Origin of the sequence: Achromobacter sp. DH1f (assembly GCF_000633435.1) — a bacterium.
Taxonomy (GTDB): Bacteria; Pseudomonadota; Gammaproteobacteria; order Burkholderiales; family Burkholderiaceae_B; genus Achromobacter; species Achromobacter deleyi.
This window is the reverse complement of the sequence record NZ_AYMF01000001.1, coordinates 170166-196240: the sequence shown is the minus strand read 5'-3', so window position 1 is coordinate 196240 and position 26075 is coordinate 170166. Positions and strand designations below refer to the sequence as shown.

13 protein-coding genes are annotated in these 26075 nt (G+C 66.4%); 9 read left to right on the top strand and 4 right to left on the bottom strand.

What is annotated here, in order from left to right; translation table 11 throughout:
* Positions 1-4 precede the first annotated feature (4 nt).
* The 7 genes from U858_RS0100890 (at position 5) to U858_RS0100860 (ending at position 17650) form a co-directional block, all read left to right on the top strand.
* Positions 5-217, top strand: coding sequence for a hypothetical protein (locus U858_RS0100890; RefSeq protein WP_025135310.1), 213 nt, complete (start codon positions 5-7; stop codon positions 215-217).
* On the top strand, positions 201-2372 hold the full coding sequence (locus U858_RS0100885) for a type I secretion system permease/ATPase (protein WP_042884060.1): 2172 nt from the start codon (positions 201-203) through the stop codon (positions 2370-2372). Before U858_RS0100890 ends, U858_RS0100885 begins: the two co-directional genes overlap by 17 nt.
* Positions 2373-2379: 7 nt before the next feature.
* Complete coding sequence (locus U858_RS0100880; RefSeq protein WP_025135308.1) at positions 2380-3801, top strand: HlyD family type I secretion periplasmic adaptor subunit; 1422 nt, start codon at positions 2380-2382, stop codon at positions 3799-3801.
* Positions 3802-3819: 18 nt separating this feature from the next.
* On the top strand, positions 3820-4476 hold the full coding sequence (locus tag U858_RS0100875) for a response regulator transcription factor (protein ID WP_025135307.1): 657 nt from the start codon (positions 3820-3822) through the stop codon (positions 4474-4476).
* 84 nt (positions 4477-4560) lie between these two features.
* Positions 4561-14853, top strand: coding sequence for a retention module-containing protein (locus U858_RS36055; protein ID WP_025135306.1), 10293 nt, complete (start codon positions 4561-4563; stop codon positions 14851-14853).
* Between the two features lie 128 nt (positions 14854-14981).
* On the top strand, positions 14982-15665 hold the full coding sequence (locus U858_RS0100865; protein WP_025135305.1) for a transglutaminase-like cysteine peptidase: 684 nt from the start codon (positions 14982-14984) through the stop codon (positions 15663-15665).
* A gap of 17 nt (positions 15666-15682) precedes the next feature.
* A complete protein-coding gene (locus U858_RS0100860) occupies positions 15683-17650 on the top strand; it encodes a LapD/MoxY N-terminal periplasmic domain-containing protein (RefSeq protein WP_025135304.1) in 1968 nt (655 codons plus the stop codon).
* A 65-nt stretch (positions 17651-17715) separates the two neighbouring features.
* Here the strand turns inward: U858_RS0100860 and U858_RS0100855 are convergent, their stop codons facing one another.
* The 3 genes from U858_RS0100855 to U858_RS0100845 are packed head-to-tail and all read right to left on the bottom strand — an operon-like array spanning position 17716 to position 21171.
* Complete coding sequence (locus U858_RS0100855) at positions 17716-18555, bottom strand: M48 family metallopeptidase (RefSeq protein WP_025135303.1); 840 nt, start codon at positions 18553-18555, stop codon at positions 17716-17718.
* A gap of 43 nt (positions 18556-18598) precedes the next feature.
* Positions 18599-19666 carry a chorismate synthase gene (aroC, locus tag U858_RS0100850; protein ID WP_025135302.1) on the bottom strand — a complete coding sequence of 356 codons (1068 nt, stop codon included), beginning with the start codon at positions 19664-19666 and terminating at the stop codon, positions 18599-18601.
* A 38-nt stretch (positions 19667-19704) separates the two neighbouring features.
* Positions 19705-21171, bottom strand: coding sequence for a bifunctional diguanylate cyclase/phosphodiesterase (locus tag U858_RS0100845; RefSeq protein ID WP_025135301.1), 1467 nt, complete (start codon positions 21169-21171; stop codon positions 19705-19707).
* A 533-nt stretch (positions 21172-21704) separates the two neighbouring features.
* Between U858_RS0100845 and U858_RS0100840 the strand changes: the two genes are divergently transcribed.
* The gene (locus U858_RS0100840) at positions 21705-23678 is read left to right on the top strand and encodes an EAL domain-containing protein (protein WP_025135300.1); all 1974 of its coding nucleotides are present in this window, start codon (positions 21705-21707) and stop codon (positions 23676-23678) included.
* Positions 23679-23779: 101 nt separating this feature from the next.
* The gene (locus U858_RS0100835) at positions 23780-25222 is read left to right on the top strand and encodes a sensor histidine kinase KdpD (protein ID WP_232786463.1); all 1443 of its coding nucleotides are present in this window, start codon (positions 23780-23782) and stop codon (positions 25220-25222) included.
* Here U858_RS0100835 and U858_RS0100830 read toward each other — a convergent pair.
* A complete protein-coding gene (locus tag U858_RS0100830) occupies positions 25204-25923 on the bottom strand; it encodes a response regulator transcription factor (RefSeq protein WP_025135298.1) in 720 nt (239 codons plus the stop codon). The genes U858_RS0100835 and U858_RS0100830 overlap by 19 nt on opposite strands.
* Between the last annotated feature and the right edge of the window lie 152 nt (positions 25924-26075).

Sequence of the window (26075 nt, the reverse complement as noted above, 5' to 3'; positions counted from 1 at the left end):
CCGCATGGCGAACCAGAACAACGATTTCTCGCAGTTGGATGCGGACTTTGTCCGCGTATTGGAAGACTTGATCGACGCGTTGATCGCCAATGGCACCTTGCGCCTGACCGATTTGCCGATACAGGCCCAGCAAAAGCTCAACCAGCGCAAGCAACAGCGTGCGCGCCTCTCGGAACATCTGGACCTGCTGGATGACGAAGATGGACAAGTTATCTGACATGGAACAGGCGTCCCGGGAATGGCGCGCCGACGCGCGCGCCGCGCATGACGACCCGCTGCTGGACTGCCTGGTCGAGATCACACGCCTGCACGGCGTGGCCTCGACCGCGCAGGCCCTGTCGGCCGGCCTGCCGCTGGAAGCCCACAAGCTGACGCCCGCGCTGCTGCCCCGGGCGGCGGCGCGCGCCCAGCTGTCGGCGCGCGTGGTCAAGCGATCGCTGGACAGCCTGCCGTCCGACCTGTTGCCGGCCATCCTGCTGCTCAATGGCGAGCGGGCCTGCCTGTTGCTGAAAAGAGACGGCGACAGCTATGTGGTCAGCCACCCCGAGCTGGGCGGCAGCGCGGTCACGCTCAGCGCCGACGAGCTCGCCCGCCAGTACACCGGCCTGGTGTGCTTCGTGCGGCCGCAGTTCCGCTTTGACGCCCGCGCCCCGGAAGTCGCCAAGGTGCGCGAACGCCATTGGTTCTGGGCCGCCATCATGGAAAACCGGCGGCTGTACCGCGACGCGCTGGTCGCCGCCCTGCTGATCAACGTGTTCGCCATGGCGATGCCGCTGTTCACCATGAACGTGTATGACCGCGTGGTGCCCAACAACGCGGTGGAAACCCTGTGGGTGCTGGCCATCGGCATCACCCTGGTGGTGATCTTCAACATGATCCTGAGCACGGCGCGGTCCCATGTGGTGGACAGTGCCAGCAAGCGGGTGGACGTGCGCCTGTCGGCCCAGATCATGGAACGCGTGCTGGACCTGCGGCTGGAAGGCCGGCCGGTGTCGGTCGGGTCGTTCGCCGCCAACCTGCGTTCGTTCGAGTCGATCCGCGACTTCATCGCGTCGGCCACCATCACCGCCCTGGTGGACCTGCCCTTCATCCTGCTGTTCCTGGCCGCGCTGGCCTGGATCTCGCCGTGGATGGTGCTGCCGCCGGTGGTCGCCATCGTGCTGATCCTGCTGGTGTCGCTGGCCGCCCAGGCGCGGATGGAAGCGCTGACGATGGCCACGTTCCAGGCGTCGTCGCAGCGCAACGCCACGCTGGTCGAGGCCCTGACGGGGCTGGAAGCCGTCAAGACCCTGAACGCCCAGGGCGCCATCCAGCGCAACTGGGAACGCGCCACCGAATTCATTGCCCAGAACGGCGGCAAGCTCAAGCTGATCTCGTCGTCCACCGTGGGCTTCGTGCAGGCGATTCAACAGCTGGTGTCCATCTCGGTGGTCATCATCGGCGTGTACCTGGTGCAGGACGCGGCGCTGTCGATGGGCGGCATCATTGCCGCGTCGATGATCGCCGGGCGCTGCCTGGCGCCGCTGGGCCAGGTGGCCGGCCTGCTGATGCAATACCAGAACGCGCGCACCTCGCTGGGCTCGATCGACAGCTATATGAAGCTGCCGATCGAACGCCCGCCCGAGGCCGAATTCCTGCACCGGCCGGTGTTCCATGGCGCGCTGGAATTCCGCGACGTAAGCTTCACCTACCCCGGCGCCACCCAGCCCGTGCTCAAGAAGGTGTCGTTCAAGCTCAAGCCGGGCGAGAAAGTCGGCATCATCGGCCGTATCGGCTCGGGCAAGACCACGCTGGAAAAGCTGGCCCTGGCCCTGTACCAGCCGACCGAAGGCGCGGTGCTGCTGGACGGCGTGGACGTGCGCCAGATCGATCCGGCCGACGTGCGCCGCGCCATCGGCCACGTGCCGCAGGACCCGATCCTGTTCTACGGCAGCCTGAAGCACAACCTGGCCATGGGCGCGCCCTATGCCGACGACGCCAGCATCCTGGCCGCCGCCAATCTGGCCGGGGTGACCGAATTCGCCAACCTGCACCCCAACGGCTTTGACATGATCATCGGCGAGCGCGGCGAGTCGCTGTCGGGCGGCCAGCGCCAGTCGGTTGCCGTGGCGCGCGCCCTGATCAACGACCCGCCCATCCTGCTGCTGGACGAACCCAGCAGCAACATGGACCACCAGAGCGAGGCCCAGTTGCGCCGCCGCCTGGGCGAAGCCAGCGCCAGCAAGACCATCCTGCTGGTGACCCACCGCACGGCCCTCTTGGACCTGGTCGATCGACTGATCGTCATCGACAACGGCCACATCGTGGCCGACGGCCCCAAGGAACAGGTCGTCGAAGCGCTGCGCCAAGGGCGCGTCGGACGGGGAAGCTGAGGCAAGCATGCAGAAAATTCCAGGTCAAAAACGGCCGAGCCTGCTCGGCGCGCCGTGGCGCAAGCTGCGCGGCGTCTTCATCTTCTTCTTCGACCGGCTGCTGGACGGCGCCGAAAAGGGCAAGCCCGAACAGCGTACGGACTACGTCGGCAACGCCGAATGGGTCATCCATGAATCCCAGGCCCGCGGCGCGCGCATCCTGCTGTGGATGAGCCTGCTGGCGCTGGCCGCCCTGCTGGTCTGGGCCGCGATCGGCAACATCGATGAAGTCGTGCGGGGCGAAGGCAAGGTCGTGCCGTCGCGCCAGGTGCAGATCATCCAGAGCCTGGACGGCGGCATCGTCCAGGAACTGCTGGTGCGCCCGGGGCAGGAAGTCGAGGCCGGCCAGACGCTGCTCAAGATCGACAACACGCGCTTTGCCTCGTCGCTGGGCGAGAACAACGCCGAATACCTGTCGCTGCTGGCCAAGTCCGCCCGCCTGCACGCGTTGGCGACCGGCGAGCCGTTCGTGGCGCCCGAGGAAGTACTGGCCCAGGCCCCCGGCCTGGTCGAGATGGAGCGCAACGCCTGGCAGGCCCGCACCACCGAGCTGAACGCCACCATCAACGTGGCGCGCGAACAGCTCAAGCAGCGCCAGGAAGACCTGCGCGAAACCATCGCCAAGCGTGACCAGGCGTCGGCCAGCTGCAGCCTGACCTCGCGCGAACTGCAGGTGACGCGGCCCTTGCTCAAGAGCGGCGCGGTGTCCGAAGTGGACTTGCTGCGCCTGCAACGCGACGTGGCCCGCTATTGCGGCGAGCAGAAAGGCGCCGAAGCCCAGATCGACCGCTTCCAGGCGTCCATCAAGGAAGCCCAGAGCAAGCTGGAAGAGTCCGAGCTGAACATCCGCAACCTGGCCCGCAACGAGTTGTCGGAAACCAACACCAAGCTGGCCACGCTGCGCGAAGGCAAGCTGGCGCTGGCCGACAGGGTGAAGCTGGCCGAAGTGCGGGCGCCGGTGCGCGGCACGGTCAAGACGCTGTTCAACAACACCGTCGGCGGCGTCGTGCAGCCAGGCAAGGACATCATCGAGATCGTGCCCAAGGACGACACCCTGCTGCTGGAAGTGCGCATCCTGCCGCGCGACATCGGCTTCCTGCATCCGGCACAGAAGGCGGAAGTGAAGTTCACCGCCTACGACTTCGCCATCTACGGCGGGCTGGAGGGCAAGGTCGAGCAGATCGGCGCCGACACGGTCACCGACGAAAAGGGCAATTCCTATTACGTGGTGCGGGTGCGCACCGACCGCAGCACCGTGGGCGAAAAGCTGTTGCCGATCATCCCCGGGATGGTGGCCGAGGTTCATATCCTGACCGGCAAGCGGACCGTGCTGCAGTACCTGCTCAAGCCGATCCTGCGGGCCAAGGCCAATGCCTTTACCGAACGTTGAGGAGTGCTGGAAGGCGTTATGAAATCCGTTCCTGTCTTGTTGGTTACGCACGACGACCTGCTCTGGCAGCACTGGCGCGCCCTGGACCCCACGCGCTGGCTGGCCGCCCGCGGCCGCGGCCTGGCGGATCTGCAGCGCTGGCGCGAACAGGGCCGCATGCTGGCGGTGGTGGACACCGGCCTGCCGCGCCTGCCTTCCTGGCAGGACCCGTCCTGGCTGCCGCTGCTGTCCGGCCTGCAGGTCGTGGTGGCCAGCCCCAGCCCCAATGACGAGCAAGGCGCCCAGGCCCTGGGCGCCGGCGCCCTGGGTTACTGCCATGGCTATGCGCCGGCCCAGGCGCTGGCCCAGGCGCTGGAAGTCGTGGCGTCCGGCGGCATCTGGATGGGCCGTTCGCTGGTGACCCGCCTGCTGCGGCTGGTGACCGAGCGCGCCCAGGACGCCTCGACCTGGGACAACGGCATCCTGACCGAACGCGAAACCACGGTGGCGCGCTACGCGGCCAGCGGCCAGTCCAACGCCCAGATCGCCGAGGCGCTGGGCATCACCGAGCGCACGGTCAAGGCGCACCTGTCGGCGGTGTTCGAGAAACTGGGCGTGACCGACCGCCTGCAATTGGCGCTGCGGGTGCATGGCATTTCGGCGCCCGTCGACGCGCGCGGCAAAGTTCCTTCGTGAACCTGTCCTTGAGGACAATACCGCCGCCCGCGCGCCCTCTCTAGTATCTGGCCATCTTGGATAAATCCCTGAAACGGAACCGACATGGCCAACTCCTCTCCCGCAGTCGTCACTGAACTCACCGGTCGCGCGTGGATACGCAATAGCGACGGATCCCTGACCGAACTGCGTCAAGGCAGCAACGTCCCCGCCGGCAGCGACATCGTCACCGCCTCCGGTGCGACGGTGGCCCTGCAGGTCGAGAACGGCATGCCGATCGTGATCGGGGAAAGCCGTGAAGTCGCCGTTAACGGGGACATGGCTGGCCCGCTGGCCGACCCGTCCGAAGCCGCGGTGGCCGCGCCCAAGGGCACCGATTCCGACCGCCTGCTGGCGGCCCTGCAAGCCGGCCAGGACCCGTTCGAGGTACTGGACCCCACCGCAGCCACCCTGACCGGCGGCAGCGGCGATGACGGCGGCGGCAGCTTCGTGCGCCTGGCCCGCATCCTGGAATCCACCAGCCCGCTGGACCTGGCCTACCCCAACCCCGGCCGCGGCGCCGACACGATAGACCGTGCATCCAGCGGCACCGGCACCGGCGACGGCACGGGTGACGGCACTGGCACCGGCACCGGCCCGACCACGCCCACCAACAATGCCCCCATCGCGGTCAATGACACGGCCCGCGTCGGCGAAAAGGCCACCGCCAGCGGCAACCTGCTGGCCAACGACCGTGACCCCGACGGCGATCCCCTGACCATCGCCTCGGTCAGCGGCCGCCCCATGACCCCGGGCGGCGTCACCGTCACCGGCTCGAACGGCGGCACTTTCGTGGTGCAGCCGGACGGCAGCTATACGTTCGTGCCGGGCACCAGCTTCCAGCACCTGCCCGAAGGGCAGACCGCCACCACCACGATTTCCTACGTGGTCACCGACCCCAGCGGCGCGACGTCGACCGCCACCGTCGAAATCACGGTCGTGGGCGCCAATGACCCCGCCCAGATCACCGCGTCCAAGCCGGGCGACGACGCCGGCACGGTCACGGAAGATGATGTCTCCACCGCCAACGGCAAGCTCAACGTGGTGGACCCGGACGACGGCCAGTCGTTCTTCGTGGCCGTGGCCGACCGCCCGGGCACCTACGGCACGTTCTCGATCGATGCCAACGGCAACTGGGTCTACAGCCTGAACCAGACCGATCCGCGCGTGCAGGCCCTGGCCGCGGGCGAAAAGCTGACCGAGACCTTCACCGTCACCACCGCCGACGGCACCACCGGCCAGGTCGTCATCACGATCAACGGCACCAACGACGCGCCGACCATCACCGGCGCCGCGACCGGCGACGTGACGGAAGATGCGACCGTCGCGACCGTGTCCGGCCAGCTGACGCAACACGACGTCGACACCAGCGACACCCACACCTGGTCCGTCAACAACGACGGCAAGGGCACCTACGGCACGTTCACCGTCGACCAGAACGGCAAGTGGACGTATACGCTGGACAACGGCAGCGACAAGGTCCAGGCCCTGGCCGAAGGCACGAAGGTCACCGACACCATCACCGTCACGGTCGATGACGGCCACGGCGGCACCGCCACCCAGGTCATCACCATCGAGATCACCGGCACCAACGACGCGCCGACCATCACCGGTGAAGCCACCGGCGGCGTCAAGGAAGACGCGGCCGACACGACCGTGTCCGGCCAGCTGACGCCGCACGACGTGGATGCGACCGACACGCACACGTGGTCGGTCACCGACGGTGGCAAGGGCCAGTATGGTTCGCTGACGATCGACGAGAACGGCAAGTGGACCTATACGCTGGACAACACCAGCGCCAGCGTCCAGGCCCTGGCCGAAGGCCAGAAGGTCACCGACACCATCACGGTCAAGGTCGATGACGGCCACGGCGGCACGGCCCTCCAGACCATCACCATCGAGATCACCGGCACGAACGACGCCCCGACCATCACCGGTGAAGCCACCGGCGGCGTCACGGAAGACGCCGTATCCAATTCGGTGACCGGCCAATTGGCCCAGCACGACGTCGACACGACCGACACCCACACCTGGTCGGTCAACGACGAAGGCAAGGGTACGTACGGCACGTTCAGCGTAGACCAGAACGGCAAGTGGACCTACACGCTGGACAACACCCGCGCCAACGTCCAGGCGCTGGCCGAAGGCCAGAAGGTCACCGACACCATCACCGTGACGGTCGATGACGGCCACGGCGGCAAGGCCACCCAGACCATCACGATCGACATCACGGGCACCAACGACGCCCCGACCATCACCGGCGAGGCCACCGGCGGTGTCAAGGAAGACGCGGCCGACACCACCGTGTCCGGCCAGCTGACGCAGCATGACGTCGACGCCACCGATAAGCACGCCTGGTCCGTCGACAACGACGGCAAGGGTACCTACGGCACGTTCACCGTCGACCAGAACGGCAAGTGGACCTACGTGCTGGACAATGACAGCAAGAACGTCCAGGCCCTGGCCGAAGGCCAGAAGGTCACCGACACCATCACCGTCACGGTCGACGACGGCCACGGCGGCAAGGCGACCCAGACCATCACCGTCGACATCACCGGCACCAACGACGCCCCGACGCTGTCGGGCACGGCCACCGGCAATGTGACCGAAGACGGCACCACCACCGCCACCGGCAAGCTCGACGTCGCCGACGTCGACACCAAGGACACGCACACCTGGACCGTCGGCAACGACGGCAAGGGCGAATACGGCACGCTGAAGGTCGACCAGAACGGCAACTGGACGTACGAGCTGAACAACGACGACCCCAAGGTCCAGGCCCTGAAGGCCGGCGAAAAGGTCGTGGACACCATCACCGTGACCGTCGACGACGGCCATGGCGGCAAGGTCACCCAGGAAATCAAGGTCACCGTCACCGGCACCAATGACGCCGCCGGGATCACCCCGCACGAAACGGGCGACGACGCGGGCAGCGTCACCGAAGACGGTACCCTGGTCACCGGCGGCAAGCTGGACGTGACCGACAAGGATGCGGGCGAAGCGAACTTCAAGCCGCAGACGGGCGTCGTGACCGAACACGGCACGTTCTCCATCGATGCCAATGGCACCTGGACGTACGAGCTGAACAACAAGGACCCGAAGGTCCAGGCGCTGGGCCAAGGCGAAAAGCTGACCGAGACCATCACGGTCACCACCGCTGACGGCACCACCAGCATCGTCACCATCACGATCAACGGCACCAACGACGATCCGACGATCACCGGCGAAGCCAAGGGCGGTGTCAAGGAAGATGCCACCGACACCACCGTGTCCGGCCAGCTGACGCAGCACGACATCGACACGACCGACAAGCACACCTGGTCCGTCAACGATGACGGCAAGGGCACGTACGGCACCTTCACCGTCGACCAGAACGGCAAGTGGACCTACACGCTGGACAACGCCAGCAAGGACGTCCAGGCCCTGGCCGAAGGCCAGAAGGTCACCGACACCATCACCGTCACGGTCGATGACGGTCACGGCGGCGAGGCCACCCAGACCATCACCATCGAGATCACGGGCACCAACGACGCCCCGACCATCACTGGCGAGGCCACCGGCGGCGTCAAGGAAGACGCCACCGACACCACGGTGTCCGGTCAACTGACGCAGCACGACGTCGACACCAACGACACCCACACCTGGTCCGTCAACAACGACGGCAAGGGCACCTACGGCACGTTCACCGTCGACCAGAACGGCAAGTGGACCTACGTGCTGGACAATGCCAGCAAGGACGTCCAGGCCCTGGCCGAAGGCCAGAAGGTTACCGACACCATCACCGTCACGGTCGATGATGGCCACGGCGGCAAGGCCACCCAGACCATCACCATCGACATCACGGGCACCAACGACGCCCCGACCCTCACGGGCGCCACCACCGGCAGCGTCAAGGAAGACGCGGCCGACACCACCGTGTCCGGCCAGCTGACGCAGCATGACGTCGACGCCACCGATAAGCACACCTGGTCCGTCAACAACGACGGCAAGGGTACCTACGGCACGTTCACCGTCGACCAGAACGGCAAGTGGACCTACACGCTGGACAACGACAGCAAGAACGTCCAGGCCCTGGCCGAAGGCCAGAAGGTCACCGACACCATCACGGTCACGGTGGACGACGGCCATGGCGGCAAGGCGACCGAGACCATCACCGTCGAGATCACCGGCACCAACGACAAGCCGACGCTGTCGGGCACGGCGACGGGCAACGTGGCCGAAGACGGCGCCACCACCGCCACCGGCAAGCTGGTCGTCACCGACATCGACACCAACGATACGCACACCTGGACAGCCAACAATGGCGGCAAGGGCGAGTACGGCACGCTGACTGTCGACCAGAACGGCAACTGGAAGTACGAGCTGGACAACGCCAGCGACAAGGTCCAGGCCCTGAAGGGCGGCGAGAAGGTCACCGACACCATCACCGTGACGGTCGACGACGGCCACGGCGGCACTGCCACCAAGACGATCGTCATCGACATCACCGGCACCAACGACGCCGCTGTGATCACGCCGCACGAAACAGGTGACGACAAGGGCAACGTCACGGAAGACGGCACCCTGGTCACCGGCGGCAAGCTGGACGTGACCGACAAGGACGCGGGCGAAGCCAACTTCAAGCCCCAGACCGGCGTCGTGACCGAACACGGCACGTTCTCCATCGATGCCAATGGCACCTGGACGTACGAGCTGAACAACAAGGACCCGAAGGTCCAGGCGCTGGCTCAAGGCGAAAAGCTGACCGAAACCATCACGGTCACCACCGCTGACGGCACCACCAGCCAGGTGGTCATCACGATCAACGGCACCAACGATGCGCCCACCATCACCGGCGAAGCCAAGGGCGGGGTCACGGAAGATGCCGTGTCCAACACGGTGTCCGGCCAGCTGACCCAGCACGACGTCGACACCAACGACACCCACACCTGGTCCGTCAACAACGACGGCAAGGGTACTTACGGCAGCTTCACCGTCGACCAGAACGGCAAGTGGACCTACACGCTGGACAATACCCGCGCCAGCGTCCAGGCCCTGGCCGAAGGCCAAAAGGTCACCGACACCATCACCGTCACGGTCGATGATGGCCACGGCGGCAAGGCCACCCAGACCATCACCATCGACATCACGGGCACCAACGACGCCCCGACCCTCACGGGCACCACCACCGGCAGCGTCAAGGAAGACGCGGTCGACACCACGGTGTCTGGCCAGCTGACGCAGCACGACGTCGACACCAACGACAAACACACCTGGTCCGTCAACAACGACGGCAAGGGCACCTACGGCAGCTTCACCGTCGACCAGAACGGCAAGTGGACCTACACGCTGGACAATGACAGCAAGAACGTCCAGGCCCTGGCCGAAGGCCAGAAGGTCACCGACACCATCACGGTCACGGTCGATGATGGCCACGGCGGCAAGGCGACCGAGACCATCACTGTCGAGATCACCGGCACCAACGACAAGCCGACGCTGTCCGGTACGGTTACCGGCAATGTCACCGAGGACGGCACCACCACCGCCGCCGGCAAGCTCGACGTCGCCGACGTGGACGTGAACGACAAGCACACCTGGACCGTCAACAATGACGGCAAGGGCGCGTACGGCAAGTTCACCGTCGACCAGAACGGCAACTGGAAGTACGAGCTGGACAACGCCAGCGACAAGGTCCAGGCCCTGAAGGGCGGCGAGAAGGTCACCGATACCATCACGGTCACGGTCGACGACGGCCATGGCGGCACGGCCACCAAGGACATCACCGTCACCATCACCGGCACCAACGATGCCGCCGTCGTGACCCCGAGCAAGCCGGGCGCCGACGCGGGCATCGTCACCGAAGACGTCACCGAGACGGCCTCGGGCAAGCTGAATGTGACGGACAAGGATGCCGGCGAAGCCGTCTTCAAGCCGCAGACCGACTTCCAGGGCAAGTACGGCACGTTCTCGATCGACGCCAACGGCAACTGGTCGTTCAAGCTGGACAACAACGCCACGGCCATTCAGCAGCTGGGCGCCAAGGACAGCCTGAGCGAAACGTTCACGGTCACCACCGCCGACGGCACCACCAGCAAGGTCGTCATCACGATCAACGGCACCAACGACGTCCCGACCATCACCGGCGCCACCACCGGCAACGTCAAGGAAGACGGCACGCAGACCGCCAACGGCCAGCTGACCCAGCACGACATCGATGCGACCGACAAGCACACCTGGTCGTTCGATAACGTCGGCAACAGCGGCAAGGGCCAGTACGGCACCTTCACGCTCGACCAGAGCGGCAAGTGGACCTACACGCTGGACAATGACAGCGCCAAGGTCCAGGCCCTGACCGAAGGCCAGAAGGTCACCGACACCATCACGGTGCTGGTGGACGACGGCAACGGCGGCAAGGCCACCACCACCATCGTCGTCGACATCACGGGCACCAACGATACCGCCGTGATCACGCCCAGCAAGCCGGGCGACGACAAGGGCACGGTCAAGGAAGACTCCACGCTGACCGCCGTGGGCAAGCTGAACGTGACGGACAAGGACGCGGGCGAAGCGGTCTTCAAGCCGCAGACCGACTTCCAGGGCCAGTACGGCAAGTTCTCGATCGACGCCAACGGCAACTGGTCGTTCAAGCTGGACAACAACGCCGCGGCCATCCAGCAGCTGGGCGCCAAGGACAGCCTGACCGAAACGTTCACGGTCACCACCGCCGACGGCACCACCGGCAAGGTCGTCATCACCATCAACGGCACCAACGACGACCCGACCATCACCGGCCAGGCCACGGGTGACGTGAAGGAAGACGCAACCAGCACCACCGTGTCCGGCCAGTTGGCCAAGCACGACGTCGACGCGACCGACAAGCACACCTGGTCCGTCAACAACGACGGCAAGGGCACGTACGGCACCTTCACTGTCGACCAGACCGGCAAGTGGACCTATGTGCTGGACAACAACAGCGCCAAGGTCCAGGCCCTGGCCGAAGGCCAGAAGGTCACCGACACCATCACGGTCACGGTGGACGACGGCAACGGCGGCAAGGCCACCCAGACCATCGTCGTCAACGTCACCGGCACCAACGACGCCCCGACCCTGAGCGGCGCCACCACCGGCAACGTCAAGGAAGACGGTACGCTGACTGCGACCGGCCAGCTGACGAAGTCGGACGTCGACACGAACGACACCCACACCTGGTCCGTCAACAATGAAGGCAAGGGCGCGTACGGCACGTTCACCGTCGACCAGAACGGCAAGTGGACCTATGTGCTGGACAACAACAGTGCCAAGGTCCAGGCGCTGACCGAAGGCCAGAAGGTCACCGACAGCATCACGGTCACGGTGGACGACGGCCATGGCGGCACGGCCACCAAGACGATCGTCATCGACATCACCGGCACCAACGACGCCGCCGTCATCACCCCCAGCACGCCGGGGGCCGACAAGGGCACCGTCAAGGAAGACACGATCGACACGGCCAGCGGCAAGCTGAACGTGACGGACAAGGATGCCGGCGAAGCGGTCTTCAAGCCGCAGACCGACTTCCAGGGCCAATACGGCAAGTTCTCGATCGACGCCAACGGCAACTGGTCCTTCAAGCTGGACAACACCGCCACGGTGGTGCAACAGCTGGGCGCCAAGGACAGCGTGAGCGAGACCTTCACGGTCACCACCGCGGATGGCACCACCAGCAAGGTGGTCATCACCATCAACGGCACCAACGACGCCCCGACCATTACCGGCCTGGTCACCGGCAACGTCAAGGAAGACGGCACGCTGACCACGAGCGGCCAGCTGACCAAGCAGGACATCGACGCCACCGACAAGCACACCTGGACGGTCAACAACGGCGGCCAGGGCACGTACGGCACCTTCACCGTCGACCAGACCGGCAAGTGGACCTATGTGCTGGACAACAACAGCGCCAAGGTGCAAGCCCTGACCGAAGGCCAGACGGTGAACGACGTCATCCGGGTCACGGTGGACGACGGCAACGGCGGCACCGCGTACAAGGACATCACCGTCACCATCACCGGCACCAACGACATTGCCAAGATCTCCGGCCAGACCTCCGGCACGGTGATCGAGGACAACACGCTGCTGACCTCGGGCAAGCTGACCGTGTCCGATGCCGACGCCGGCCAGAGCAGTGTCATCGCCCAGAACAGCGTGGCAGGCAAGTACGGCACGTTCTCGATCGACGCCAACGGCAACTGGACCTACTCGCTGAACAACAGCCTGAAGGCCGTGCAGGACCTGGCCCCCGGCAAGGTGCTCAAGGAAAGCTTCGAGGTCACGTCCGCCGACGGTTCGGCCAAGCAGACCATCACGGTCGACGTGGTGGGCACCAACGACGCCCCGACCGCGGCCGACAACGCCACCACCGTCAGCGCGGGCGCCGGCCATGCATTCACCACGGCCGAGTTCAACTTCAATGACGGCGCCGAAGGCAATTCGCTGCAAAGCGTGATCATCACCCGCCTGCCGACCGACGGCACGCTGACCCTGAACGGCCAGCCCGTGACGGTGAACGCCGTGATCTCGGCAGCGGACATTGCGTCGGGCAAGCTGGTCTACACCCCGTCGGCCGCCGGCCAGGACACCTCGTTCGGCTTCCAGGTCCGCGACAACGGCGGCACGGCCTACGGCGGCAAGGACACGTCGGGCGAATACAACTTCGCCATCAAGACCAACAACTTCATCTCGGGCGACAACGACGGCAGCGGCACCGGCACCAAGCCGCCCATCAACGGCGGCAGCGGCGACGACATCATCCTGGGCGACAAGGGCGGCACCGTCACCACGGTGGAACCGGGCAAGAACTACAACATCGCGATCGTCGTCGATACCTCGGGCAGCATGTCGGACCCGTCGGGCACGAAGGGCCTGTCGCGCATGCAGCTGACGATCGACGCGCTCAAGAACCTGGCCAACAGCCTGAAGGGCCACGACGGCATCGTCAACGTGGCGCTGATCGGCTTCGAGTCGTCGGCCAGCACCAAGTACACGATCAACGGCCTGAACTCGACCAACGTCAATGACCTGATCAAGGCCATCGAGAAGCTGAGCGCCAGCGGCGGCACGAACTACGAAGGCGCCTTCAAGGAAGCGCTGACCTGGTTCAACAAGCAGCCCACGACGTCCAACGGCAAGACGTTCGAGAACGTCACGTACTTCCTGACCGACGGCGACCCCACGTTCAGCAACAACGGCAGCAACGGCAGCGGCAGCAGCACCGACTACCGTGACATGAAGGACGCCGTCGACGCCTTCAAGGGCCTGAGCGGCAAGAGCACGGTGCATGCCATCGGCATCGGCACCGGCGTGAACGAGGGCTACCTGAAGTTCTTCGACAACTCCAGCGTCACCGGATCGGGCACTGTCTCGTTCCCGGGCGACTACTGGTGGAGCCCCAACCAGACCGTCACGGGTTCGGTTGGCCAGCCCCAGATCGTCAACACCGCCAAGGACCTGGCCGCTGCGCTGCAAGGCGGCTCGTCCAGCACGGACCCGGCCGCCGTCGGCAACGACATCATCAACGGCGGCGCCGGCAACGACATCATCTTCGGCGACACGCTGAACACGGATGGCGCGGTGCTGAACTGGAGTTCCGTGGGCGGCCGCCCCAGCGACCTGCTGCAGGGTTCGGGCCTGAAGGCGCTGCAGGTGTTCCTGGAAATGCGTGACGGGCACCCGCCGACCAACAGCGACCTGTACGACTACATCAAGGACCATCACGCCGACTTCAACCTGGCCGATGACCCGCGCGGTGGCAGCGACACCATCCACGGCGGCACGGGCGACGACATCATCTACGGCCAGGGCGGCGACGACATCCTGTACGGCGACGATGGCAACGACATCATCTACGGTGGCGCGGGCGACGACAAACTGTACGGCGGCGACGGCAACGACCTGCTGCACGGCGGTTCGGGCAACGACACGCTGGAAGGCGGCAACGGCAACGACATCCTGATCGGCGGCAAGGGCGATGACATCCTCATCGGCGGCGCCGGCAGCGATACCTTCAAGTGGGAACTGGGCGACCAGGGCACCACTGCCAAGCCGGCGGTCGACACCATCAAGGACTTCTCGCTGGGCAAGCCTGCGGACGGCGGCGACATCCTGGACCTGAAGGACCTGCTGGTCGGCGAAAAGGACGGCACCCTGACCCAGTACCTGAACTTCCACAAGGAAGGCAACAACACGGTCATCGACGTCAACACGCAAGGCAAGCTGGGCACGCAGGGCGCGGACCAGAAGATCGTGCTGGAAAACATCGACCTGACGCAAGGCGGGCAGATGAACAACCAGGCGATCATCAACGACCTGCTGCAAAAGGGGAAGCTGAACGTCGACCACAGCTAAGGCCGTACCCGGTCAGGGCCGCCCGCGGCCCTGACCGGTCTGAAGCACAGGGCGCGGCGCGTTGGCGGCGCGGGGGATTTTTTCCGGATGACACCTGAATCATCCGGAAAAATGTGAAAATCCGTTTCATGCCATCAACCCGCCGTTTCCGCGTCACGCTGAACCTGTGCCGATGGGTTTTGCTTTGCCTGGCGTGCGGCTGGGGCGGCAGTTTCGCCCTGGAGATCAATGCCGACAAATTGCAGAGCCTGTCGGCCAGCCGCTATGGCGCCAAGGGCGCCAAGGCGGTGTCGAACTGGCTGCAACTGCTGCACACCCCGCCCCCCGCGCTTGAGAAAGACAGGCTGACGGTGGCGAACGATTTCTGGAACCGCGCCCTGCTGTCGGGTGACGACATCACGATCTGGGGCAAGGACGATTACTGGGCCACCCCGCTCGAATCGCTGGGCAAGGGCGCGGGCGACTGCGAAGACTACGTCATCGGCAAGTACTTCACCCTGCTGTCCATGGGCGTGCCGGCGAACAAGCTGCGTTTCATCTATGTGCGGGCACGGGTCGGCGGCCCGGCCAGCAGCAGCCAGATCGCCCACATGGTGCTGGGCTACTACGACACCCCGAACGCGGTGCCGCTGGTGCTGGACAGCCTGATTTCCACCATCCTGCCGGCATCGCAACGGCGCGACCTGACGCCGGTCTTCAGCTTCAACGCCGACGGCGTGTACGTCGACGGCAAACCCGCCGCACCGGTTGACCGCCTCAGCCGCTGGCGCGATCTACTTCAACGCATGGAACGGGAAGGCATACGCCCCTGATGTCCGGAACCAAGACTATGTCCATACTTCGACAGCTCCTGCTCAGCGTCACCCTGGCAATCGTGGTGATCCTGCTGGGGACCCTGGCGCTCAGCGTCAACGCCGCCCGTGAATACCTGTCGGGCCAGTTGCAGGTGCAAAGCACCGATGCCGCCGTGTCGCTGGCCCTGTCGCTGTCGCAACCGGCCAACAACGACCCGGTGGTGCAGGAACTGCTGGTGTCGGCGCTGTTCGACGGCGGCCATTTTTCGCTGGTGCGCCTGGCCGACCCCGAAGGCAAGGTGCTGATCGAGCGCCGGGCCGCCGCCACCGGGGCGTCCGTGCCGCGCTGGTTCCAGGCCCTGGCGCCGCTGGACGCGCAGTCGGCCTCGCACGCGGTCAGCGACGGCTGGCGCCAGATCGGCGAAGTGACGCTGGTAGCCAACGACGCCTATGCCTGGGAAGCCCTGTGGCGCAGCAGCTTGCGCATGATTGCGCTGGTGGTGGGCGCGGGCCTGATCTGGGCGCTGTTCGCCTTTGCCCTGGTCGGCTGGATCAAGAACCGGTTGCTGCGCGAGATCAGCGACCACGTCCGCAGCATCGGCCAGGACACGCCGCCGCAGCAGATGCAGGCGCGCGTGTCGGAATTGACCGACGTGGTGCAGGCGCTGAACCAGACCCGCGAACGCGTCTACGCCAGCGTCGAGGAGCAGAACGCCAAGATCGAATCGCTGGAACTGGAACTGAACCAGGACCCGGTCACGCGCCTGCCCAATCGCAAATACTTCGTCAACGAATTCCGCCGCGCGCTCGAAGCCGGCCCGGTCCAGGGCGGCTCGCCAACCCGCGCGCCCATCGACGGCGGCCATGTGCTGGTGTTCCGCCAACGTGACCTGGCCGACCTGAACCGCCACATGCCGCGCGAATTCATCGACCAGTGGCTGCGCGCGGCCTGCGAGCGCATCCAGGGGTCACTCAAGTCGCTGCACGTGGCCAACCCCCTGCTGGCGCGCCTGAACGGGTCCGACTTCGCCCTGCTGCTGCCGGGTTGCGCGGCGCCGCAGGCGATGATGATCGCCGAACAGCTGCGCGCCGACCTGCATGCCTCGCGCATCCCCGTCGGCGAAGGCCACCTGTGCCGCTGGGCCCAGGCCATGGCCGACTACAGCCACGGCAATCCGGCCGGCCCGGTGCTGGCGCGGCTGGATTTCGGGCTGATGCGGGCGGAAAGCGCCGGCAACGACCAGGTCGTCATCGCAGGCGCCGCCGATGCGCAGTCGCCGTCCGAATCCGGCGAACGCGCCTGGAAGGACGCCATCCTGTCGGCCCTGGAAGGCCGCCGCTTCGAACTGGCCACCGAACCGCTGCGCGCCGCCGATGGCACCGTCCTGCGCACCGAAGCCATGCTGATGCTGCGCACCGCCCCCGACCAGGCGCCTATCCCCGCCACCCTGTTCATTCCGCCCGCGGTGCGGCTGGACCTGGTGGCCGAATGCGACCTGCAGGCCGTGGAACTCGGCCTGGACTGGCTGGCCGCCCACGAGGGCGAACTGGCCCTGCGCGTGGCCCTGCCCTCGCTGCGCGGCCAGAAATACCTGCGCCAGCTGGCCCTGCTGCTGACCGAACGCCGCGCGCTGGCTCGCCGCCTGTTCCTGGAAATCGACGCGCACGGCCTGGTCGAATGCCACGAGCAGATCGCGGCGCTGGCACGGGTGGCCTCGGAATTCGGCGCGCATATCGGCGTGCGCCGCCTGGCGCAGCAATTCGGCGCGGTGGCGCAGTTGCACACCCTGCCGCTGTCGTACGTGAAGCTGGGCGGCGGCTTCGTGGGCGGCATGTCGCAAAGCCCGGGCAGCCAGCAACTGACCGCATCGGTACTGGAAACCGCCCGCAAGCTGCACATCGCCGTGTACGCCGAAGACGTGCCGGACAGCGAAACGCGCCGCATCCTGGCCGACCTGGGCATCACCGTCATGCGCGGGCCCGGCGTCAAGCTGTCCGCCTAGCCATCCGCAGCAGGCGCAAAAAAAGGGCATCCGCGGCAACGCGGATGCCCTTTTTCTCTGTCAGGTCAGCGAGCCGCGCGGCCCTTGGACTGTTCGTACAACGGCAGCACTTGCTGCGCAGCGGCCTGCAGATCGGTGATGCGCGACGCGGCCGACGGGTGCGTCGACAGGATTTCAGGCGGCGCATTGCCGCTGTCGGCCGCCCCCATCTTCTGCCACAGCGTCACGGCGGCGCGCGGATCGAAACCGGCCCGCGCCGCCAGCTCGACGCCCATGCGGTCGGCTTCGGTTTCGTGGGTGCGGCTGTTGGGCAACGTGAACATCACGCTGGTGAGCTGTCCGCCCAGGTCCGACGCGGCGCTGGACCCGGTAGCGATGGACAGCACCTGCAAACCCAGGCTGGTGGCCATCTGCTGCGACACGCGCTCACGAGCGTGTTCGCGCAGCGCATGCGAGATTTCATGGCCCAGCACGGCAGCCAGTTCGTCGTCGGTAGGCTTGATCTTGTTGATGAGACCCGTGTAGACCGCGATCTTGCCGCCGGGCATGCACCAGGCGTTGATCTCGTCGCTGGTCAGCACGTGCACTTCCCATTTCCAGCCGGAGGCATCCGGACGGAACACGCCCGCCTGCGCGATCAGGCGCTGCGAGATGGCCCGCACCCGCGCAACCTGCTGGGCATCGCGGTCCAGCAGGTTCTTGGCCTGGGCCTGCTTGAGGATGTCGGCGTATTGCTGGTTGGCCTCCTGCTCAAGCGCCTGCGAGGGCACCATGCTGGACATGTACTGCGTCCGGTTGACGCCGATGGCGCCCGACTGGGTGGTGTTCATGCCCGTGCAGCCGGCCAATACGGCCAGGCCCAGGACGGCCGCCAGGCGGCGCAGCGGATAGCGGTTACGGCTCAATGTCGGCCTCCAACAGTGGCTGAAATCGGGGTCCCGACGGGCCTCAGGCGCGATCGCCGCACTGCCCGCGGTGGCGCAGGGCGTGGTCGATCAGCACCAGGGCCAGCATGGCTTCGGCGATGGGCGTGGCGCGGATGCCGACGCACGGATCGTGGCGACCCAGCGTCTGCACCGTCACCGGCTCGTTGGCGCGATTGACCGAACGGCGCTCGACCCGGATGCTGGACGTGGGCTTGATGGCCAGCGACACCGTCACCGGCTGGCCAGTGGAAATGCCGCCCAGCACGCCGCCAGCGTGGTTGGTCAGGAAACCGTCGGGCGTGATTTCGTCGCCGTGCTCGGAACCGCGCTGCGCGATGCAGTCAAAGCCGGCGCCAATGGACACGCCCTTGACGGCGTTCAGGCCCATCATCACGTGGGCGATGTCGGCATCCAGGCGGTCGTAGATGGGTTCGCCCCAGCCGGCCGGCAGGTTTTCGGCCACGACCTCGATGCGCGCGCCGACCGAATCGCCGTCGCGGCGCAACTGGTCCATGTAGGCTTCCAGTTCGGGCACGACATCGGCGTTGGGCGCGTAGAACGGGTTGTTCGGCACTTCGTCCCACGACACGAACGGAATCGGGATGGGGCCCAACTGGCTCATGTAGCCGCGCACCTTCACGCCGTACTGTTCGGCCAACCACTTCTTGGCCACGGCGCCTGCGGCCACGGTGGGCGCGGTCAGGCGGGCCGACGAACGGCCGCCGCCGCGCGGGTCGCGCAGGCCGAACTTGCGCCAGTAGGCGTAGTCGGCGTGGCCCGGCCGGAACGTATCGGCGATGTTCGAATAGTCTTTGCTGCGCGCATCGGTGTTGCGGATGAGCAGGCCGATGGGCGTGCCGGTGGTCAGGCCTTCGTAGACCCCCGACAGGATTTCGACCTGGTCGGCTTCCTGGCGCTGGGTGACGTGGCGCGACGTGCCGGGGCGGCGGCGGTCCAGTTCAAGCTGGATATCGGCGGCATCCAGGGACAGTCCCGGCGGACAGCCATCGATGACGCAACCGATGGCCGGCCCGTGGGATTCGCCAAAATTCGTGACGGTGAACAAGGTACCGAGGGTATTGCCGGGCATAGGAAGTCAACAGGTCGTGAGGTTGCAAGCAACCCCGATTATGACACCGCCGAGGCCAAAGCCTGAATCTCGGCGGCCGGCGCGGGTCGGCCCAGCAGGAACCCCTGCATCACGCGGCAGCCCAGCGACTTGAGGATTTCGCGCTGGCCCTCGGTTTCGACGCCTTCGGCCACGACCGGCAGGTGCATGGCCTGGCACAGCCCGAACAGGGCGGACACCACTTCGCGGCTGCCGGCATCGGATTCCAGCGCGGAAATGAAGCTGCGGTCGATCTTGACCCAGTCGATCGGCAGGTGGCGCAGGTGGTTCAGGCTGGAATAGCCGCAACCGAAATCGTCCAGCGCCACGCCGATGCCCTTGGCGCGCAACGTGTTCAGGATCTTCACGTGGCGGTCGTAGTGCATGATGAAAATGGACTCGGTGATCTCCAGCACCAGCTTGCGCGGCGCCAGGCGGGTCGAGGCCAGCACGTCGGACACCAGCTGCACCAGGCTGTCCTCGTTCATCTGCTTGACCGACAGGTTCACGTGCACCCGCCAGGCCGCCGGCCACAGCGCGGCCTGCGAGCAGGCCCGTTCAAGTATCCAGGCGCCCAGCGGCACGATCAGGCCACTGCGCTCGGCCAGCTCGATCGTCACGGCGGGCGACACGCTGCCCAGTTCCGGGTGGTGCCAGCGCAGCAGCGCCTCGCAGCCCTGCACCACGCCCGTGCCGCTATCGCAGACCGGCTGGTAATACAGTTCGAACTGATCCATGGACGCGGTGGTCAGTGCCAGCCGCAGGTCATTTTCCAGGCCTTGCTGGTCACGCTGGCGGGCCAGCATGCGAAAGTCGAACATGTTCCAGCCCGGACCGCCCCGCTCTTTCAGCGGCACCATCGCGACCTGCACGCAGCGTTGCAATTCTTCCACACTGCGGCCGTGGTCCGGATACAACGCCGCCCCCACGCGAAACACCGCGATCAGGGGCCGGCCGCCCAACTCGTAGGGCACCGACAGGTCTTCGAGCAGCTTGGCCGACACCTGCGCCGCACCTTCTTCGTCGACCTCGGGGATGCACACCGTGAACGTATCGGTGCCGCTGCGGGCCACCATGCCGCCCAGCGCGCGCGTGATCAGGCTTAGCCGGTCGGCCACCATCACCAGCAGGGTCTGGTCTTCGCCCGCCCGCAGCATCGCGCTGATCTCGGCGTACTGGTCAAAACTGACCAGGAAGAACGCACCAATGCCGCGCGCGCCCGTGCGGGTGCGCGCGATGTCCTGGGGCTCGCGGTCCGCCTGCGCGGCGCCGCCCGGCCCGAAGGCGCCCCGGCCGGACTGCTTGTCGGCCTGGTTCAGCCAGGCACGGGCGCGCCGATGCAGCTCTCGCTGGCTCAGCACGCCGGTCAATTCGTCACGCGTCAGTCGACCGCGCAGGACGCGTTCCCTGCGGACGAAAAACAAACTTATCGCTGCAAGTGCGCCCGCGAGCGTCAGGCACAGTGCGAGCAGGTAACTCTCACGCACGGAGCCCCCTATCTAGAAACCCTTGGCGTTGTGGTCCGGAAAGAAACCCAAGGGCTGTAACATTTTTTAAATTATGCATTATTTTCGCAAAAAAACGCCACACTTCAGGAGCAACGCGCTCCTTTTCCTTCGATTCCTGCACTGATCTGATTGCTCGCGTGGGGTCATGACGGTCCTTGGATAGCAGTCGCTGGCCGGTCCCTTGCGCCATGCCGTGCCCTTACTACGACAGCCAGAGCCGGAAAATTAATACGGCCTGTCTCAATAGTTATCATCCGGGCAATTATCACGAACGAAATAATTGCACAGGTTGTCTGATATCGCAGGTGATTTCGTAATATTCTGTATGTTCTGTGACATGCGGAATTACAGCGTACGCGACGACACTGAGGTATTAGTAACGTGTGTCACGTTTCCTATCCAGCATTTTTCCCGATCGGGCACTTTCGCTGCCTGACGTTCCCCCTTTTACTGGCAGGCCGGCATTGCACGGCACCGGCAACGGTGCGGGCCACGAAGGGAACCTTTATTACATGTCCACATTACGCCGGCTGATCCTCTGCACCGCCCTCCTGATTGCCTTCATTTTGCTCGGTGCACAGGCGCTGGGGATGCTGGCCGCCCATCGTTACCTGAACACGCAGCTGGCCCAACAGGGTCAGGCCGGCGCCAGCGCCCTGGCCTGGGCCCTGTCGCACGATGCCGGTGGCACGCAGGACAAGACTCGGCTGGCCGATGACCTCTTCGGGGCCGGCCTGTATTCGTTGGTGCGCATTGCCGCAGCCAATGGGGACACAGTCGTGGAGCGCCGCAACCCGCCCGCCGACGCGCCTGCCCAGGCGCGCGACTGGCGCGACAGCTGGCTGACGATGACCGCCCCCGCCGCCACCCGACCCATTGTTTCGGCAGACGGCCGCCCCCTGGGCAGCGTCACTGTCCAGGCCGATTCCCGGCTGGCCCGCGACACGCTCTGGCAAGGCGGCGTGCGTGTGATCGGCCTGGTGCTGGCCGCCGGCGTCTTCTGGACGCTGTTTGCCGTCAACCTGCTGCGCTGGATCGAAGCACGCACCTCGCGCGACATCTGCGAACGGGTTCGGGCGCTGGCCCCGGGCGGCGACCCCACCCCCGGCCACGCCTGCGAACTGGCCGGCGTGGACCAGGCCCTGGTCGATGCCCAGCGCAAAGTGGCCGCCACGGTGCAGGAACAGAACGCGCGTATTGAATCGCTGCAAAGCGAGATCTCGCGCGATGCCGTCACCCGCCTGCCCAACCGCAAGTACTTCATCGACCATTTCCGGCTGGCGCTGGCCGACCAGGCGCCCGACGCGGGCGGCCACGTGCTGCTGTTTCGCCAACGTGACCTGGCGCAGATCAACCGCCACCTGTCGCGCGCCTTCACCGACCAATGGCTGCGATCGGCCTCCGACCGCCTGCGCAAGCTGGTGGACGGCTCGGGCGGCCCGACCGCCGTGCTGGCCCGCATCGGCGGCTCGGACTTCGCGCTGTTGATGCCCCGCACCTCGGCCCCCCAGGCCGGCCTACTGGCCGAGCGCGTCCGCCGGGAACTGCGCTCGCTGCGCGTACCGATGGACAAGCGCGGCTGGTGCCGCTGGGCGTTGGCGATGGCCGCCTATGCCCCCGGCGACAACATGAGCGACACGCTGGCGCGGTTGGACCACGCCCTGATGTGCGCGGAAAGCGGCGATGACGACCAGATCGCCCCGGCCAGCCAGGCCGCCGACAGCACCCGCATCGGCGAATACAGCTGGCACGATGCCCTGTCCACCGCCCTGGAGCAGCACCGGTTTTCGCTGTCGGTGCAGCCCCTGGCGGACGTCTCGGGCGACCTGCTGCACCACGAAGCCAGCCTGACCCTGCACGACGCCGCGGATGCGGACCCGGTGCCGGCTTCGATCTTCATGCCGCCCGCCGTGCGCCTGGGCTTGTCGGCCGAATGCGACATCCAGGCCATCCGCCTGGGCCTGGACTGGCTGTACACCCACACGGATGCGCTCACGGTGCATCTGTCGCGCGCCTCGCTGGCCCAGGCGGCGTTCCTGTCCCGGCTGGAACGCATGCTGGCCGATCGCCCCGCCCTCACGGCGCGGCTGATCGTCGAAGTGGATGCCGCCGCGCTGGTGGAACACGGCGCCGAAATGCGCCAGCTCTGCCATATCGTCACCCAGGCCGGCGGCCGGGTTGGCCTGTCGCGCCTGTCACAGCAGTTCGGCGCCATGGAACACCTGCATGAATGCCCCCTGTCATACGTCAAGCTGTGCGGCGGGTTCATCACCGGCATCCTGCACAGCCCCGGCAGCCAGCACCTGGCGGCCACCGTCGTGGCCACGGCCGTTTCCCTGAACATGGCCGTGTACGCCGAAGACGTGCCCGATGCCGCCACCCGCGACATCCTCGAGAAAATCGGCATCCGCGCGATTCGCGGCGCTGTCGTAAACTTCGCCCGCGCACACGACCTCGCGCCTGACCAACAATGGGTTCCTAGTTGACGGAAGGATTGTTTCTTCGCACCCTCTGGCGCGTGCGCCATCGCCGCGCTAGCCGCGCCCGCCTTCAGCGCCCGGTGCGATCAAGCTGGCCGGCCTGGCTGATGGCGGCCCTGTCCTGGCCCGGCCCGTTGCTGGCCGCCAGCCCCGCCAACCCCTACCCCGACCTGCACGCCGGCCTCGTTGCCGGCGTCGCGCTGGCATGTGCGGCGGCATTTGCCGCCGCCTGGGCCTACACGCGCACCGCCCGCTATGGCGCCGCGCTGGCATTCGTGGTGGTGGAAGGCGTGCTGCGCGTGCAGCCCCAATTGTTTCCCGCCGGCGCCTTGCAGGCCGGCTCGTTCGCCGCACTGCTGGCCTTGACCGTCCCGCTCATGGCCGGCAGCCCTGCCGCCGCCCGGTTGGCCGCCGCCTGCCGTTGGGCCTGCATCGGGCTGACGGGCCTGGCAGCGCTGGCGCTGATCTTCGTCTATGACGCCGATGGCGGCCCGCTGCCCGGCCTGATCGCCGCCGTCTGCGCGGCGGCCAGCGCGGCGCTGGCCGCGTGGTTCCTGGCGGCCGCAGCCAGGCGCGGCCCGCACCGGGCCTCTGCGCTCGCGCTGGGCGCTGCCTACGCGCTATCGGCCTGGGTGCTGGCGCAGGACGCCTGGTCCCCCACCGTCGGCGGGGCGCTCGCGCCCGAACTGGCCCGACTGCTGCTGGTGCTGGCCGCCCTGTTGCTGGCCAGCCTGGAACACCAGCCGCGCCAGGACCCGGCCCGCACCGATCCCGCCGGGGTCGACCATCAGATCGAAGGCGAATTGCGGCTGGTGGAAATGGCCGGCGCCCTCGACACCCAGCGCCAGATGAACGCCCTGATCTCGCACGAACTGCGCGCGCCGCTGGCCACCATCAGCGCGGCGGCCCAGTCGCTGGACATGATTCTGTCCGGCAGCGGCGAAGCGGTCGACAACCGCCTGGCCCGCATCCACCGGTCCGTCACCCGCATGACCGAATTGATGGAACAGTTGCTGAATCAGGACCGCCTGGGCGGCGAGGCCTGGACGCCGCGCGGTGAACTGACCGACATGTCGGAACTGGTGAGCGACGTGGTGGCCGCCATGCAGCCGGACACGGCGCACGCCCTGTTGCTGCAGACCGACGCCGACACCCTGCCCGTCTATTGCGATCGTCCGCTCACCAGCGTCGTCGTGCGCAACCTCATCCACAACGCCATCAAGTATTCGCCGGCCAGCGAACCCATCCGCATCGACACTGGTCGCACCCTGGAAAACGGCGTACTCATGGCCTGGATGGCGGTCACCGACAGCGGCCCCGGCATCGGCCAGGACGAACAGGCGCGCATCTTCGAGCCGCATTTCCGCCGATCGGCGCACCGCGAAACACAGGGAATGGGGATTGGCCTGTACCTGGCCCGGCGCATCTGCCAGACCCAGGGCGGCTCGCTGACCATGCAAAGCCAGGTCGGCGTGGGCACGCGCTTTGTCATCACCCTGCCCGCCCGGCCGCCGGCAGCGGCCGACATGGATCAGGCCGCGAACACGTAGCCCTGGCCGCGCACGGACAGCACGGGCAACTTCAGGCCCGCGCTTTGCGCCTTGGCGCGCAGGCGGCTCACCAGCACGTCGATACGGCGCAATTCGAAGCCGCCGGGGCTGTCCGGCAGGAACAATTCCGCCAGCGCCTGACGGCTGACCGCCGACCCCGCCGCATCCATCAGGGCCATCAGGAACGTGCGTTCCTGGGCGCTCAGGTGCAACGACGCGCCATCCGGCGCCACCAGGATCCAGCCGCCATCCTGCAGCGACCAGGCGGTATCGGCCGATGCGCGCGTCTCGGCGTCGGCCGGACGCGGCACTTTGGCCAGACGCATGCGACGCGCCAGGCTGCGGATGACCGAACTGAGTTCCAGCAGGTCCACCGGCTTGGTCATGTAGACGTCAGCGCCGCCTTCCAGGCCGCGCACCCGGTCTTCGAGCGCGCTGCGGCCCGTCAGCATCACGATGCCGACGGGGCTCAGCGCGCGCAGGCGCGTAGCCACCGAGAAGCCGTCTTCGCCAGGAAGATGCGCATCAAGAATCACGATATCGCAGGGCTGCTCCTGCAGGCGACGGTAAAAGGCCGCGGCGTTGTCACAGGCAAACGCCACTCGGAAACCGTACCCGCCCAGGCCCAACGCCAACTCCTCCCGGAAGTCCGCATCATCCTCAAGCAGGCCGATACACAGCAAACCATCTGCGCCAGGCATATTTAGAGTGCTTTATATTGAAAATTGTCGACAAATGCCCCAAGGACGGGCGTACCGTCCTGAGTGTCCCGCAGGCGACAATCTTACGACTTTTACAATGGAAACGAATGATTGCAGAGAAAAAAACCGCGATTTTTCGTCTCAATGCGCCA